Here is a 17407-nt window from a genome sequence, read left to right on the forward strand (position 1 = left end):
ATTCATATAAGTTATTTAGAGTAATTATATAGGTTATGGCCTTGATCCGTCAAATATAAGGATTGTAGGCTTACCCTTTATGTATATTCGGTATGCGTAGAAAGATGCTCGTCTCATAAACATTACTTTGAGTATGAATAAATTATTTCAATATATCTTATTTTACGTCATTAAGCTTGTATCCGCTTCTTATGGAATTTAGTGAAATGGATTACATTTCTAATGTTACTAATTAATAACTTAAATGTCTATTAGTTTACTATTGTGTTACAAATCTCGTCCATCTCTCTATAGATCTAAAGGAATATGTTATGTTTTTAATGAATAAGCACAATTGCCTATATTATTATACTGAATTTAACCGATATTTAAATAAATGTTAAAAATATAATTCTTTAGTAGGGAGAATGAGATGAAGAAATTAATTATACCAACTTTCTGTTTTGCAGTGTTGTCTACAGTTGCTTTCGAAGAAAAAATATCTGCAGCTCCACTACACGCAGAACATGCCAATATTGAAAAAAGCGTCATGTTTGTAAATGTAAATTCCGGTTCGCTAAATATGAGAAAAACTGGTGCGGATAGTGCAAGCATAGTTGCAAAGCTGGCAAAAGGCACACAAGTAACGGTATATTCGGAATCCAGAGGCTGGGCGAAGATCAGAGCCAATGGAAAAGATGGATATGTCAGTACCAAGTATTTATCGGCAACGAAGCCAGGGACTTTAACTAAAGCTGCAGTAACCATTAAAACGGCAGAGAAATATGTGAATGTCAGTACAGGTTCACTCAATATGCGCAAAAGTGGAATGGATAGTGCAAGCGTAGTCGCGAAGCTGACAAGGGGCACACAGGTAGCGGTGTATTCGGAATCCAAAGGCTGGGCGAAGATCAAAGCCAATGGAAAAGATGGATATGTCAGTACCAAGTATTTATCGGCAACGAAGCCTGGAACGGTGACCAAAGCTGCGGCACCCGTTAAAACGACAATGAAATATGTGAATGTGAGCACAGGTTCACTTAATATGCGAAAAAGTGGGGCAGATAGTGCAAGCGTAGTCGCGAAGCTGACAAGAGGCACACAGGTAACGGTGTATTCGGAATCCAAAGGCTGGGCGAAGATCAAGGCCAATGGAAAAGACGGATATGTCAGTACGAAGTATCTATCGGCAACGAAGCCTGGAACGGTAACCAAAGCTGCGGCAACCGTTAAAAAAACGGCAAAATATGTCAATGCAAGCACGCTCAATATGCGAAAAAACGGGACAGTAAGTTCAAGCATAGTCGCGAGGCTTTCAAAAGGAACGAAAGTGACGGTGTATTCGGAATCCAAAGGCTGGGCAAAAATCAAAGCCAATGGTATAGACGGTTATGTCAGCACCAAATATCTGTCTGCTGCAAAGCCGGGATTGGGATCTACAGTAGCCACACCTGAAAAAACGACGGTAAAATATGTGAACACGGGTTCACTCAATATGCGAAAAAGTGGTACAGAAAGTTCAAGCATAGTCGCGAGGCTTTCAAAAGGAACGAAAGTGACGGTGTATTCGGAATCCAAAGGCTGGGGGAAGGTCAAAGCCAATGGAAAGGGCGGATATGTCAGCACCAAATATCTATCGATGTCAAAACCGGGATCGGGATCCACAGTAGCCACGCCAGAAAAAACGACGACGAAATATGTGAACACGGGTTTACTTAATATGCGAAAAAGTGGTACAGCAAGTTCAAGCATAGTTTCGAGGCTTTCAAAAGGAACGAAAGTGACGGTATATTCGGAATCCAAAGGCTGGGCGAAGATCAAGGCCAATGGAAAAGACGGACATGTCAGCACCAAATATTTATCGACAACAAAACCAGGAACGGAAACCACGCCTTCCATACCTGATAAAACGACGACAAAATATGTCAACGTAAGCTCAGGAACGCTTAATATGAGAAAAAGCGGGTCGGAAAGTGCCAGCATAGTCGCGAAGCTTTCAAAAGGAACGCAAGTAACGGTGTATTCGGAATCCAAAGGTTGGGCGAAAATCAAAGCCAATGGGCAAGATGGGTATGTTAGTACTGACTTTCTTTCAACAACAAAGCCAGAAGCCAAACCCTCCATACCTGAAAAAACGACGGTGAAATATGTAAATGTAAGCTCTGGTTCTCTGAATATGCGGAATAAACCGTCAGAAAGTGCTTCCGTTATTGTGAAATTGGCAAAGGGTGTGAAGGTGGGAGTCATCTCGGAATCAAATGGCTGGTCAAAAATAAAAGCGTATGGCGGGGAAGGTTATGTCAATACGCAATATCTATCAGCAACGAAGCCTGGTTCTGTACCGGAAAGCCCGAATCTCAATCCAGACGAGGAAGAAACCACGTTAGTTAAATATGTAAAAGTGAATGATGGCTCCAGTCTTAATATGCGCTCTTTTGCATCAGCTTCCGCTTCAATTATAGCCAAACTCGTAAACAATACGGCCGTAACGGTGTATTCTGAGTCCAATGGTTGGTCAAGGGTCACGGCTAATGGAAAAACGGGATATGTCAGTACGCAATATTTAACAGCTAAAGCACAAGGTCCAGGAAGTTCGGATGGATCGATAATCAGGATCGATAAAGAGTACAATCTTACGATGAACAAGATGGTTGAAATTCAAATGGCCGTAAATGGTCAAACGGATAAAACGTATAAAACCTACATACGTGAGGATGGGTTAACTTTAATCAATTCAACAAAGGGAACGGTAAAAGGAAGCGGATGGCGTGTTAGGGGCGGAGCTGGATCTAATTATTGGGCAGTCGGTGCTGTCAGCAATAATCAATCATTGAATATTAAATCAAAAGTAAAGGGCTCTGACGGATACTATTGGTATGAAGTGAGTTATAACAAGACATGGGTAAATGCCAGTCCGGATGATATAAACTATAATCTCAACCCAGATAATTTTGTGAATGATCCAATCAAATCGTTCCAGTTCGTTAAGCTCTCCCAGGTCACCAACATGAACGTTTCTGAAGTGAATGCTAGAATCCTTTCAGGTAAAGGGATTTTACAAGGCCAAGCTGCAACCTTCACTACGGCAGGGGAAAAATATGGGGTCAATGAAATTTACCTGATTTCACATGCTTTGCTGGAGACCGGGAATGGTACTTCACCGTTAGCAACTGGAGTTAAGGTGAATGGGAAAATGGTCTATAATATGTATGGAGTGGGAGCTTTTGACGGAACAGCGGTAAGCAGCGGCGCTCAATACGCATATAAAGCAGGCTGGTTCACCCCGGAAGCGGCCATTATAGGTGGTGCCGAATTCATCGCCAAAGGGTATATCGCTACTGGACAGGACACGCTTTACAAAATGAGATGGAATCCTACAGCTGCAGAGAAAAATGGATATGCTTCACACCAGTATGCAACTGATATTGGCTGGGCAACAAAACAAGTGAAACAGATTCATAATTTGTATAGTTTACTAGATTCCTATAAAATGACGATTGAAGTTCCTAAGTATAAATAAGAAAACAGGAAAAAACACATGAGTCCGACCCATGTGTTTTTTTGCTATTTAGTTTTTATCCTTTTCCAGAATACCTCTAACGACATCCTCTATAGTCACCACTCCAAGCGCCTTTTCCAAGGCAAGTTCAGCGACTGAAAAGATGGGCTCTATTGTATCTTGTATATTTCTTCCAACAGTGCATGCTGGATTAGGATTTTCATGGATTCCAAATAATTCTTTATCGGAGACAACGTTAACAGCCTGATAAACATCGAGCAAAGTAATATCCGATAAGTCCTTGGCCAATGTCGCCCCGGCGATACCCGGCCGAACGTTCACTAAACCTGCATTCTTCAGCATGCCGGTGATTTTTCTAATTAAGGCTGGGTTTGTGTTTACACTTTTTGCTATAAAATCAGAAGTGTTAACGCCTTCTTTGTTTATTTCTAAAAGAGATAATATATGGATTCCTACGGAAAAGCGGGTACTGATGGACATCTCTTTTTTCTCTCCTTTAAAATCTCTATTCTTATATAGTATAAATTATTTAACATGTAATTCAAGTGGTTACAAGTTATAATGGCCTGCAAGAATAATATTTATCCATTAACCGTTTCCTTGTCAAGTCACGCCGTTTTTGCAAAGGCAAAAATAAAAGGTATGTGTAATTGACAAACCATCATGATGAAACTTATATTATAACGTGTAAATGAATCAGTTACAGGTGAAAGCTACAGGAAGGGGGAACTGAAATCGGCCGCTATGGCTGGATAAGGAATATCGACACAACTACAAGTGATGGAGGTATATGATGGCTAATAAAAAAAAGGGTAATCAAAAACAATCTTCTGCATTCACGTTTTGGATCATAGGGTTAATCGCTGTAATCATTATTGGCTTTATATTTTTAGCAAATGGGAAGGACGAAGATACAGCCGTTAATGAAATAGATTATAAATCACAGCCTTATTTGGGAGAAAAATCGGCTCCTGTCCAAATAGTGGAATTTGGTGATTATAAATGTCCAGTATGTAAGACATTCGAGGAACAATTCTTTCCTTCCATACAAAGTGAACTAATCGAAACAGGAAAAGCGCAATTTTATTTCATGAATTATTCGTTCATTAACGTCGATTCAACCAGATCCGCTAAATTTGCGGAAAGTGTTTATCAGGAATTAGGAAATGATACCTTTTGGAAATTTCATGAGCTGTTGTACGATAAGCAGCCAGATGACTTGAAATATGAAAAGGAAGATGTCTTTACGGACAAATTCCTAGAAGAAACATTGAAAGAAATCGCAAATGACAAAGATGTGAAAAAGGTCGTTTCCTCTTTTAAAGCCGAAAAGTCCGAGGACCAATGGAACAAGGATATGGAGTTGGCCGACGAATTGGGCGTTTCTGGAACACCTTCCTTATTTGTCAATGGCAAGAAGTTTGAAGGAAATACAATTGATGATTTAGTGAAAATGGTTGATGATGCAGCGAAGGAGAAATAGTGATGAACAAACCACTATTATTTTCGTGGATCCTATCCATCATTGCCACTGCTGGAAGTCTCTACTTTAGTGAGATTCTCCATTATGTACCTTGTACCTTTTGTTGGTATCAAAGGATCTTGATGTACCCGCTCGTTATTTTATTGGGCCGGGCCTTTTATGAGCAAGACCTGAAAATCCATCGATACATCCTCCCATTATCGATTTTGGGCATGTTGGTGTCAGGGTATCACTATAGTCTGCAAAAAATTCCGGCACTACAGCATTTCGAAATGTGCCAAAGCGGTGTTCCCTGCTCAGGCGAGTATATAAATTGGCTAGGATTCATCACGATCCCGTTTTTGGCTTTTATTGCTTTTACTCTCATTACTATCTGTATGGGATTGCTAATGAGGAAGAATGGAAAGAACTGATCAATAAGTGCACCATTCCTTGTATCTGCAAGGAATGGTGCATTTTTTATCGACGAAAATCGGGATATATCTATCGAAAATGGTAATATATCGACGAAAAATGAAATATATCAACGAAAATCGGTATATATCTATCGGAAATGGTAATATATCGACGAAAATCGGATATATCTATCGAAAAATGAAATATATCAACGAAAATCGGGATATATCATCGAAAATGGTAATATATCGACGAAAATCGGTATATATCGACGAAAATTGCAATATATCTCCGAAAAATGAAACATATCGACGAAAATCGCAATATATCATCGAAATACTTCCTCGATAAATAAGTTGACAAAACAGCAACCTGTAACTTATATTATTACATGTAAGTAATTTGATTACAATTAAAATTCAAAAACGATATAGGAGGAAATTGAAAATGAAAATCGGTATTATAGGTGCGAGCGGAAAAGCTGGAAGTCTGATTTTAAAGGAAGCATTGACTAGGGGACATGAAGTTACGGCCATTGTCAGAGATGAAGCCAAAGTCCAAATTCAAGGTGCATCCGTACTGGAAAAGGATCTATTCGCTCTGAAAGCGGAAGATATTAAAGAATTTGATGTGGTAGTGAATGCCTTTGGCGCTGCTCCAGGGAAAGAACATCTGCATGTGGATGCAGGAAAAATCTTAATTGACGCCATGAAAGGGGCTCCTCAAACTAAACTGATCGTTGTTGGCGGAGCTGGAAGCCTTTTCGTTGACGAGGCGAAAACGATACGTGTACTGGAAACGCCTGAATTCCCTAAAGAATACTTTGCAACGGCATATAATCAATCTAAGAACCTTGAGGATTTACAAAATGCCACTGGCATCCAATGGACGTTCATCAGTCCTTCAGCCTTCTTTGATCCGCAAGGAAATAGAACCGGAGGGTATAAATTGGGTAAAGACAACCTTCTTGTAAACTCAAAGGGTGAGAGTTATGTAAGTTACGCCGATTTTGCCCTTGCAGTACTTGATGAAATTGAAAACCCGCAACACATCAACCAACGCTTCACCGTTGTTGCCGAAGCTGAATAATTTGTAAGGTGATCCATCATAGTGGACATCGCTCCTGTTTACAGGCGGTGATGTCCACGATTACCGCAACATCGCCATCCTCTATTTTTGCCTTCCAACAAATTTTTTATGTTGAGAATATTGACTGATGTCTATTTATTGCTGATAATATAGCGAAGAAAGTCGTATGAACGGCTTTTTTTTTATTTCAGCGGTAACTGTTATTTTTTAGTGAAAACATCTAGATTTTCCAAGGGGAACTAGAAAGAAAGAAGGACTATGTGAAGATGGATTGGAAATGTTCTTACCACTCATGGGTGAATTTCGAAAACCTTGATGAGGAAATGAAATCATTACTTAACAATATGCAAGATGATGAAAAAAATATTGAAGATGCGTTTTATAAGAACTTGGAATTCGGCACAGGCGGTATGCGCGGGGAAATTGGGGCAGGTACCAATCGGATGAATCTATATACAGTCCGTAAAGCAACATTGGGATTAGCCCATTATCTGCAATCGATGGGTGATGAAGCAAAACGCAGAGGTGTCGCGATTGCCTACGATTCACGTTTCAAATCGCCTGAATTTGCCTTGGAAGCAGCCAAGACCCTGGCTACAGAAGGTATCAAGGCTTATCTATTCGATGAGTTAAGACCAACGCCGGAGTTATCCTTTGCCGTTCGTGAACTGAATGCTTATGCTGGGATCGTTATCACAGCAAGTCATAATCCCCCTGAATATAATGGCTATAAAGTGTACGGGCCTGATGGTGCCCAGCTTCCTCCGGCAACGGCTGATAAAGTGATTGAATTCGTGAATGCGATTGAAAATGAACTTGCCATTTCGGTAAAAGATGAAGACACATTGAAAGCGCAAGGCCTCATCAAGATGGTCGGAGAGGAAATAGATACCGCTTATAATGATAAATTGCTTACTGTGCCCGAAAATAAAAACCTAAGTGAAGAAGTTGATGTGACAGTAGTATTCACACCGCTTCATGGCACGGCAAATAAGTCGGTTAGAAGGGCTTTACAAGATCTGGGATACGACAAGGTACATGTTGTAAAAGAGCAGGAATTGCCTGATCCCAATTTTTCGACAGTCAAATCCCCGAACCCTGAAGAGCATGCAGCATTTGAAATGGCCATTGAATTAGGAAATGAGGTATCGGCAGACCTCTTGATCGCAACAGATCCTGATGCAGATCGACTCGGTATCGCCGTTAAAAATAAAGATGGCGAATATGTGGTGCTTACAGGTAATCAAACAGGTGCACTAATATTGGATTATCTTTTGAAAGAAAAGAAATCGAAAGGCACTTTACCTGAAAATGGAGTTGTCTTAAAAACGATAGTAACCTCTGAAATAGGCCGCAGAATCGCAAAGGAATATGGTTTAGGGACCGTTGATGTATTAACGGGTTTTAAATTCATCGCTGAAAAGATCAACGAATATGAGGAAAGCGGTAAGCATACTTTCTTATTCGGATATGAAGAAAGTTATGGTTATTTAATCAAGGATTTTGCCCGTGATAAAGATGCTATCCAAGCGGCCATTCTTGCGGTGGAAGTTTGTGCCTACTATAAAAAACAGGGTAGGGACCTATATGAAGGATTGCTTAATATCTTTGAAGAGTACGGATATTACCTGGAGGGACTTCAGTCATTGACTTTAAAGGGGATTGAAGGCGCTGGGCAGATTCAAGGGATATTGAATCAATTCCGCAATGCTCCTCCAAAGCATATAGCCAGAAAAGCTGTAACGATTCAAGAGGATTATCAAAGTGGCGTGAAGCTCAACATGGGCACCAATAAGGAAGAAGTCATTGATTTACCTAAATCAAATGTAATTAAGTACTTCCTTGAGGATGGTACATGGGTATGCTTACGTCCATCTGGCACAGAACCTAAAATCAAATTCTATTTCGGGGTCCAAGGTGAAAAGATGGAATCAGCCGAGCTGAAATTGAAGCAGGTCATGAATGCTTTCATGGAAAAAATTAATGGGATAATCAATAGTGCTACATAAGTCAGATCCTTGGACCTGACAGCCATATATATTGAAGAAAATAAGGCCTTTTCCTGCTTTCATCGGGAAAAGGCCTTTATATTTCCTGAAGAAGGTTTTGGGGAAAAGTTACAATTATATATGGGATTACAAATGTTTTATGCTAAATTATTTACAAAAAACAAGTCTATGTTACTATGAAAAGGGTGAATAAGTAAATTTTGTAGTTTTATATTAATGTGGAGGAGTTACAAAAGAATGAAAAAAGTTAAAAAGGCTATTATACCTGCAGCGGGATTGGGAACTAGATTTTTACCTGCTACGAAGGCAATGCCAAAAGAGATGCTGCCAATAGTGGATAAACCAACTATTCAATATATTATAGAAGAAGCCGTAAAATCGGGAATTGAAGATATAATCATTGTCACAGGAAAGAATAAACGTGCGATAGAAGATCATTTTGATAATGCATACGAGCTAGAGAATAACTTGAGGGAAAAAGGGAAATTCGATTTATTGGAGAAGGTACAATACCCATCCAATTTAGCAAATATCCACTACATTAGGCAAAAAGAACCGAGAGGCCTTGGACATGCTGTATGGTGTGCACGTAACTTTATTGGTGATGAGCCGTTTGCCGTACTATTAGGCGATGACATCGTTCAAAGCGAAATACCCTCTCTAAGTCAATTAATCAACGAATATGATGCGACGGGTTCGTCCATCATTGGAGTGCAGCCAGTAAATGAGAACGAGACACATAGATATGGCATCATTGACCCGCTTACCCAAGAAGGCAGAAGATACGAAGTGAATCGTTTCGTTGAAAAACCCAAACAAGGAACGGCACCATCCAATTTGGCCATTATGGGAAGATACATACTGACTCCGGAAATATTCGATTTCTTAGCTAAGCAAGAAACGGGAGCTGGCGGTGAAATCCAGTTAACGGATGCCATCCAAAAACTGAATGAAATCCAAAAAGTCTTCGCATACGATTTTGAAGGGAAACGCTATGATGTCGGAGTTGTTGATGGCTTTGTGAAAACGACAATTGAATTTGCCCTGCAACATCCTGAATTAAGAGATGACATTATAAAGGAAATGGAAAAAATCCTCGAACTGCACAAGGCAGTGGACAAAAAATGATTTATTGAGTTACTGTATTACCGCCAAATCGATTTTTTCAGTTTAAAGAAAGATTATCTACATAGCAAATGATGGTTGTAGTCATTAAGTTTTAAGTTTAATAGAGTTTTAGAAAAATCTCCAACTATTGATCATTCATAGTTGTTATTTTTTGTTAATTAAATCATGATTTTGAATGGTGAATACTAAATTTATAAAAGGGGATGCCTATTTAGTGAATAAGAAGGTAATAAAAAGAAAAATCGATTTCCTTAAACAGCCGCTTGCCAATTTCCTATTGAAGGAGAACCATCAGCGTGTAAATAGATATGCGAAGTATTTTGAGAAATTAAATGTGCAAAAAAACACGATTTTATATGAGAGTCGTGATGGAAACAGTATGACTGACAGTCCATACGCGATGTTTAAATATATGCTGGAAAAGCAAGACTTTAAAGATTTCATGCACATTTGGTCAATCCAGGATTTTAGTGCCCTCTCAGGTGTAATATCGAAGTATAAGGATATGCCGAATGTGAAATTTGTTCAACGTAATTCAAAGGAATATTTAAAGTGGTTGGCAACAAGTGAGTATTTAATCAATAACTCCACATTCCAGTCCTTCTTCATACCTAAAAGCGATCAAATTTACATGAATACCTGGCATGGAACGCCCCTTAAGAATATGGGCTTTGATATACCCGGTAACCCTTCGGTCTCTCAAAACGTTGTAAGGAACTTTTTGAGTGCAGATTACATTTTGAGCCCTAATACCCACACTACTAAAATATTTACAGATAGCTATAAGTTAAACGGATTGTATAAAGGTGAAATTATAGAAGAAGGATATCCGAGGATCGATTTAACGCTGAATACGAATCCAGGGGAGTATAAGGAATATCTAAGGACCCTGGGTTTGAACATCAGTGATGGTAAGGAGAATATTTTATATGCTCCGACTTGGAAGGGAACGAACCTTGCCAAAGTGGATAACGACCTTCTTCAAATCATTGCAGATATTAATTATTTACAAAGTCAAATCGGTGAACAATATAACTTATTCATCAAGGTGCATCCATTTCTATATAAAGAAGCTGCCAAGCATTCAGAAATCATGGATAGATTGATACCTGATCATGTGGATACGAATGAATTACTTGCTGCTGTTGATTTGCTTATCACGGATTATTCCAGCATTTTCTTTGATTTCCTTGTTACCAATAAGCCCATCCTATTTTACACATGGGATACGGACGTTTATACAGAACAAAGGGGACAGTATCTCCAAAATGATGAACTCCCAGGCCCGATGCTTTTTAACTCGAAAGAATTGGCTATCGCAATTAAAGATATCAATAATGTTAAATTGAGTTATTCCGATAAATATAAAAAGATGCAGGAAAAATTCACTAACCATGAGGATGGACATGTAACGGAGAGAATAGTTAACTATCTCTTCAATAAGTCTGCGAAAGAACTAAACACAATTACTGGCCTGGATTCCGCAAAGGAAAAAATATTAATTTATCCTGGAGGATTGAGGGATAACGGAATTACATCCTCTTTTCTTAACCTAATGAATAATATTGATTATGAGAAATATGATGTCAGCTGTTTTACTGCCACTCCTCACTCATACGAGGTTTTGAAAAATATGGACAAAGTAAATAAAAATGTGCGTTTTCTTTTTAAACCTGGCTTACCTGTGTATAAATTTTTGGAAGTCTATAAAGATAAATTCATCCATAACAGAGGGGAAAGAGGTTTCTTAGGGAAAAAGCTTTACCCGGAAAATGCCTATATTAGAGAACATGCACGTTTATTCGGTAAAACTAAATTTGATTTTGTTATCGATTTTAGTGGTTATAGCCATTATTGGACTAAATATCTGCTAGCAGCAGATGCAAAAAAGAAAGTTTGTTATATGCATAATGATTTACTGTCTGATAGTGAGCGTATCATTAATGGAAAGAGACCTCACCGTATTAATCTAAGAGGGATTTTTTCTGTATATAATCGATTTGATAAACTTGTAAGTGTTTCTGAGGGAACGATGGAATTAAATCGAAAAAACCTAATGGAGTATGCAGACTTTGATAAATTTGATTTCGTAATGAATTCCATCAACCCGGATAAAATCCTTCAACTCGAGTCAAATAACTCTGAAGTCAGCGATAATGATGAAGATGCATTGACCACTGAAAACTTCAAAGCAAGAGCGATATTAAGGAATGTGAAGGATAATCAGGTTTGGAATACCCTTCCGGGAATTTCAAATGCCACTCAATTTCCTCTGGATGAACGATTTGAAGAAGCTGAAATCATGATTTCGAGGAAAGTCCATGCAGATCAAAATACTTTCTACAAATTCAGTCATAACAATCAAATAATTGGCTGGATTAGTGAAGAAGCTGTTGAGTTGTTGCCAGACAGCATTATTTACGAAAAAGAATTGGATAAAATTGCAAGGTTAGTAAGGCCTCGATCGAACTATATTTGGTCCATGCCATATAAGGTTGAAGGAACGTACAAGGTTTCTGGCAGTCAAGATTTTAAAGGGATCATTGTAAAAATAGATAGGGAAGTAAAGACCCAACATTCGATTTATAGCAGGATATCTGTGAAAAACAAGATAATAGGTTGGATAGATAATGCAGCTTTATCCATGCTTGAACATTGTACGATCAATGAAAACACGAGCTTAGGTGACAAGCTTCAAATCATGGTGAAAAGAAAGTATATAATATCCAGAAACTATAAAAACAATAAAAAATTCATTGATAAGATCGATAATAGAACGTTGAAGGAAATAAACACAGGTAATCAGAAGTACGGTAAAATAACGGAACCGGAAGACCATACAATCTGGACGAAGGCTTATCCGAATTACAAGGCTAAAAGAGTATCTAAGGCTATCGATTTTGAAGGGCAAATCGTCAAGATCATAAAATATAACAGAACCAGAAAAGGCGGCTATTACCTTTTCGAAATGGATAATAAGAGAATTGGCTGGTTGAATACAAGGGCATTCGAAATTATGGAAGAGCCAATACTGTTAAAAGAGCGGGAAGTGCACGGTACCGCAGAAATTAACTTGGGAGATTATAATATTTGGGATAAGCCTTATGGGTTACAAGATGCCATGGTCGTGGAGAATGGGCCAACCTTTAATGGCCGGATTGTGGAGTTCGATAAAGAAGCGGTTACTCAACTTGGTACTTATGCTCATATCTTATTGGACGGGATATCTCTAGGTTGGATAGATGAACAGGCGTTGATCGTACAAAAAGTGCATGGGTTGGAAGTAAACAATCAATTCGTTCCATTTCCTGATAAAAATGATTTCAATTTTGTCAATATGGGAAGGTTATCTCCTGAAAAAGGTCAGGATAATTTGATTCGTGCATTCGCAGGCTTTCATGAGAAATACAGTAATAGCAAGCTGTATATTTTAGGACAAGGTCCATTAAAGGAAGATTTGCAGGCAATCATTGATGAGCTGGAATTAAATGATTCCATTCATCTTTTGGGCCAGCTTGAAAATCCATTTTCGTTCATGGAAAAATGTGACTGTTTCGTTCTTTCATCACATTATGAAGGACAGCCTATGGTATTATTGGAGGCAATGACTTTAGGAATGAAAATCATGGCTACTGATATAGTTGCTAACCGAACCGTTTTGGAAAACGGTAAATATGGTTTACTTGTTGAAAATAGCATAAATGGACTTGAAAAAGGCTTATCTACTATGGTTAGTACTGATAATCCTAAACTAGAAAAGTTTGATTACAACCAATATAATGGATTAGCCATGGAAACCTTCAAAAAATGCTTATAAAATAAGGGAGGGGCTCTTTTTCAATAAAAAGAGCCCCTCAAACTCTAAGGACATAAATAGGTTACGAATAAAGCTTAAAGTAAAAGGGGAAATTCTATATGATTTTGGTCGTTGGCGGTGCAGGATATATTGGAAGTCATCTTGTAAAAGAGTTAGTGAATACAGAAGAGGTTGTCATTCTGGATAATCTCTCAACCGGTTTTCGTTCGCTGGTCGATTCGAAAGCCATCTTGGTTGAAGGGAATTTAGGGGACGAAGCGGTTTTGAATGAAATATTCCTTAAATATCCCATTAAAGCCGTTATGCACTTTGCTGCTAATAGCTTGGTTGGTGAGTCTGTTCAAGACCCTTATAAATACTATGAGAATAATGTTGGTGCAACTCTTACATTATTGAATACCATGCTCAAGCATGATGTTAAGAATTTCATTTTTTCATCAACGGCAGCTACATACGGGATACCAAATGTAGATATGATTGATGAAGATCAGCCAACTAATCCGATTAATCCATATGGCCGCTCGAAATTGATGGTAGAGCAAATCTTAGGTGACTTTGCAAAGGCATATGGACTCCATTATGTCGTTTTGCGTTACTTTAATGCGGCAGGAGCACATGTATCGGCAGAAATCGGTGAAAGCCATGATCCGGAAACACACCTGATTCCTATCATTTTACAGCATTTATTAGGTCAACGTGATAAGATTTCCGTGTTTGGTACGGACTATGACACAGAAGATGGCACTTGCATCCGTGATTATATTCATGTAACGGATTTAGCTCAAGCTCATATAATCGCGCTTCAAGCCCTATTGTCCGGGAAGAAGGATACGGCCACCTACAATCTTGGGAATGGAAAAGGATTTTCGGTTAAGGATGTAATCGACACTTGTGAAAAAGTCACAGGAGTGAAACCGACCATAGAGTATGCAGACCGACGCCCTGGAGATCCAGCCCGTCTGGTTGCTTCTGCTAATAAGATATATGAAGAACTAGGATGGAAGGCATCAATAGATTTGGAAGAGATTATTGAAAGTGCATGGAAATGGCATAAATCTCAAATGAATTAAAGGTCCCTTTGGACTCGATAGTCGTTTCAGACTGTAGACAAACTCGAAGAATAGCGAGTTTGCCTGCAGTTTTTTTATTTAAAGAAAGTTGCAGGTGATTTCAGAAACCCGCTCCCTTTCCGGCCAAGCCGACATACCTAAAACAATGAGGAAAACCTAAAAAAATAGCCCACCATAGAGGGAGGCCATCTCCAATATGTATTAATTATTCATATCTCTCCATTTTCTAGTTTTTTGTTTAAAAGTATATAATCATTTTTGTTAAAGGTTATCGCTACTCTATCTAATCTATCTCCAGTTAGATATAAATATAACTGTTGATTGAATTTTATACCTAAAGGTACGACTGTTAGGTTTTCGAGGAGAAATATTATCAGCTTTACAAAGTCTTTTTAATAGATTTTGATAATAATCATGATTTTGTTTCAAATTAACCACCTCATTTTTTATTAAATAAAGCTAGCTTTAGCGTACTTCGTTTAGACCAAATGAATATTATCGTTTGGACAATTTAATTGGGGAGTAGTAATGAGATCAGTCTTCTTACTTTATTCGACCTACCGCGTACTTTATTCGACCGTCCCCGCAGTAATTCGAGCTACACACACTTCATTCGACATACTAAGCTTCCAGTGCTTTCTGGATTGATTTTTTCAGGGATTTTACGAAATTCTGGCGTGTTTCATCGGTTAATTCCAACAAAGAAAGATAGGGGTTTAAATCTTCCAGTTCAACTAATAATAGTTCACCATGCTCATTCCGGCACGCATCAACTCGTTGAATCCCCCAATCAAGGTTGTTCCATTCAATAAATCGTTGAGCAAAAGCTAGATCTTCTTCAGTAGGTACATATTCTTTCAATTCCCATCTTTTCTCTTTATCCGGTGCATAAAGAGCATACTGAAATTCTGTATCGATAAAGTAAAATGAGACTTCATATTCAAAATTGATAAATGGTTGTACCAATGTATTTTTCAATTCTGAATCAACTTTGCCATTCAATGCATCTTTCGTAACAAATTCCAAACCGATGGAATCCGCTCCATCTTTCGGCTTTACGATATACGTGTCTACATTAGGCAGTTTATCTAGGGAGTGAACCGTATCGATTGTTGGAATGACAGGAAATTGAGCATTCGTTAGTTCTATTAAGTATTCCTTTCCGTTCATATCAGCCTTTCCTATAAATGAATTGTAAGTTTTCAAATGATCGGTAGCCACTCTTTTACGGAATGCTTGATACTTATCTTTAAAATTCGCTACTGGACCAGCATTTCGAAATACAATTAGGTCAAAATCCTTTTCAAACGTTTCAATATCTTCAGGATGACAAATGACCAATTGAAAATCTTTCCTAAGTTTTGAAGTTAGATATAAATCCTCCTCGTAATAATTTCTTCCTTTTGCTTCATAGTTTAAATCTGTTACGAATAATAGTGTCTGCATTAGACCTTCACCTCTTTGCCTTTATTTTCATTGATTTAAATACAAAAAATCCCGTCTCATTAAGAGACGAGATTTGAACTCGCGGTACCACTCTTGTTTAATAAAATGCTTCGAAAGCAAATTACTACCTTTACGAACGTACAATAATACGTTGTCCCTTATAACGGGGGAAACCGATAAAGCTTACTAAAGATTCGGCTTTACTTCTCAGGGATGATCTTCGGTTATATTCTGGACACTGGCTTTCAGCAAAGCACCAGCTCTCTTTGGAACAGAAACTATAACGTACTTTTTCCCTTCATGGAATTTTAGATGAAATTAGATGAATTTGAGTCATTGTACAATAGTCAGAAAATAAAATCAATGGTTGTTTCTCTTAATATAGGTAAACTGGACGAAAAAGGGATTTTATAAAGAACATAGAATTACTATTCAAGAGAAGCACCATTCAGTTAATAGGAGATGTTAGATTTGAAAATGGTTAGGGTTTTTCATTACGATGCGTTCAGCAGTAAACCGAATAAAGGAAATCCGGCAGGTGTGGTTTTAGATGCGGATGGACTGACGGAAAAGGAAATGCAGGATATAGCGCTGAAGGTGGGGTTCAATGAAAGCTCTTTCCCCATGGAGTCCGAAATTGCCGATCTTAGAATCCGTTATTTTACACCAAGACACGAAATGAATCTTTGCGGACACGCGACAATGGCTGCCATTCATGCACTGAAGACCAGGGGATTATTGGATAAAGATGAGCTGATGATTGAAACGGGAGCGGGAATATTGCCAATCAAGATCCATACGACGGCTGAGCAAGAGCTATACATTACGATGAAGCAGGCTACCCCAACGTTTGAAGAGTTTAGCGGAGATAAGCGGGATTTAGCGAGTTCCCTCGGACTTGATATAGAAGATCTGGAAGCGGAATTACCTATTATTTATGGAAGTACAGGTTTATGGACTTTACTGATTCCGATAAATGACCTCAATGCATTCAAAAAGATGAAGGCGAACAATAAACTGTTTCCACAAATTTTAAAGGAAATGCCAAGAGCTTCTGTTCATCCCTTTTGCTTGGAAACGTACGATCAGGATGCCCATATGCATGCCCGGCATTTTTCCTCGCCATTTTCAGGTACGCTTGAGGACCCGGTTACAGGAACGGCTTCAGGTGTAATGGGCGCTTATTATGCAAAATACATAAAAGATGACCGTGAAAATGAGCTGCACCTGTTAATAGAACAGGGAAATGAAATCGGAAAGGATGGCAGGGTCCGCGTTACGGCTATAAAAAACCATGACAACTATGATATTGAAATCACAGGGAATGCTGTCTACGTGAATGAATTTGAAGTGGAAGTCTAAAGGTTCATGCAGGGGAGGATGGGCGGTTGAATGAAGAGAAAGGTATATTGAAAATACGAAAAACCCTGTGCCAAGACGTTTCATGTCTTAGCACAGGGTTCTTGATGA

11 protein-coding genes and 1 other annotated feature are annotated in these 17407 nt (G+C 38.5%); of the genes, 9 read left to right on the top strand and 2 right to left on the bottom strand.

The window, feature by feature from the left end; all coding sequences use genetic code 11:
* The first annotated feature begins 412 nt into the window (after nucleotides 1–412).
* Complete coding sequence (locus QUF86_RS09430) at nucleotides 413–3499, top strand: SH3 domain-containing protein (protein WP_289334136.1); 3087 nt, start codon at nucleotides 413–415, stop codon at nucleotides 3497–3499.
* 48 nt (nucleotides 3500–3547) lie between these two features.
* On the opposite strand, the gene QUF86_RS09435 is transcribed toward QUF86_RS09430, so the two are convergent.
* Entirely contained in the window at nucleotides 3548–3979 is a 432-nt protein-coding gene (locus QUF86_RS09435) for an Rrf2 family transcriptional regulator (RefSeq protein WP_289314739.1), read from the bottom strand.
* Nucleotides 3980–4292: 313 nt separating this feature from the next.
* Here QUF86_RS09435 and QUF86_RS09440 point away from each other — a divergent pair, with 313 nt between their 5' ends.
* The 7 genes from QUF86_RS09440 (at nucleotide 4293) to galE (ending at nucleotide 14491) form a co-directional block, all read left to right on the top strand.
* Complete coding sequence (locus tag QUF86_RS09440; protein ID WP_289326632.1) at nucleotides 4293–4982, top strand: DsbA family protein; 690 nt, start codon at nucleotides 4293–4295, stop codon at nucleotides 4980–4982.
* Nucleotides 4983–4984: 2 nt separating this feature from the next.
* The gene (locus QUF86_RS09445; RefSeq protein WP_289314741.1) at nucleotides 4985–5395 is read left to right on the top strand and encodes a disulfide oxidoreductase; all 411 of its coding nucleotides are present in this window, start codon (nucleotides 4985–4987) and stop codon (nucleotides 5393–5395) included.
* A 430-nt stretch (nucleotides 5396–5825) separates the two neighbouring features.
* Nucleotides 5826–6467 (top strand): NAD(P)-dependent oxidoreductase, encoded by a 642-nt coding sequence (locus tag QUF86_RS09450; protein ID WP_289314742.1) that lies wholly within the window; start codon nucleotides 5826–5828, stop codon nucleotides 6465–6467.
* 266 nt (nucleotides 6468–6733) lie between these two features.
* Nucleotides 6734–8476: a phospho-sugar mutase gene (locus QUF86_RS09455; RefSeq protein ID WP_289334137.1), complete on the top strand. Its 1743-nt coding sequence runs from the start codon at nucleotides 6734–6736 to the stop codon at nucleotides 8474–8476.
* A gap of 237 nt (nucleotides 8477–8713) precedes the next feature.
* Nucleotides 8714–9604 (top strand): UTP--glucose-1-phosphate uridylyltransferase GalU, encoded by an 891-nt coding sequence (gene galU, locus QUF86_RS09460; RefSeq protein ID WP_289314744.1) that lies wholly within the window; start codon nucleotides 8714–8716, stop codon nucleotides 9602–9604.
* Between the two features lie 214 nt (nucleotides 9605–9818).
* Nucleotides 9819–13421 (top strand): CDP-glycerol glycerophosphotransferase family protein, encoded by a 3603-nt coding sequence (locus QUF86_RS09465; protein WP_289334138.1) that lies wholly within the window; start codon nucleotides 9819–9821, stop codon nucleotides 13419–13421.
* A 98-nt stretch (nucleotides 13422–13519) separates the two neighbouring features.
* The gene (gene galE / locus QUF86_RS09470; RefSeq protein WP_289314746.1) at nucleotides 13520–14491 is read left to right on the top strand and encodes a UDP-glucose 4-epimerase GalE; all 972 of its coding nucleotides are present in this window, start codon (nucleotides 13520–13522) and stop codon (nucleotides 14489–14491) included.
* A gap of 621 nt (nucleotides 14492–15112) precedes the next feature.
* Here galE and QUF86_RS09475 read toward each other — a convergent pair.
* Entirely contained in the window at nucleotides 15113–15937 is an 825-nt protein-coding gene (locus QUF86_RS09475) for an ATP-grasp domain-containing protein (RefSeq protein ID WP_289334139.1), read from the bottom strand.
* Nucleotides 15938–15996: 59 nt separating this feature from the next.
* Nucleotides 15997–16248: a binding site (T-box leader), on the bottom strand.
* Between the two features lie 160 nt (nucleotides 16249–16408).
* Here QUF86_RS09475 and QUF86_RS09480 point away from each other — a divergent pair.
* Nucleotides 16409–17299, top strand: a complete 891-nt coding sequence (locus QUF86_RS09480) for a PhzF family phenazine biosynthesis protein (RefSeq protein ID WP_289334140.1) — start codon at nucleotides 16409–16411, stop codon at nucleotides 17297–17299.
* Nucleotides 17300–17407: the final 108 nt, after the last annotated feature.

This window comes from Peribacillus sp. NJ11 (genome assembly GCF_030348405.1).
Classification (GTDB): Bacteria; Bacillota; Bacilli; order Bacillales; family DSM-1321; genus Peribacillus.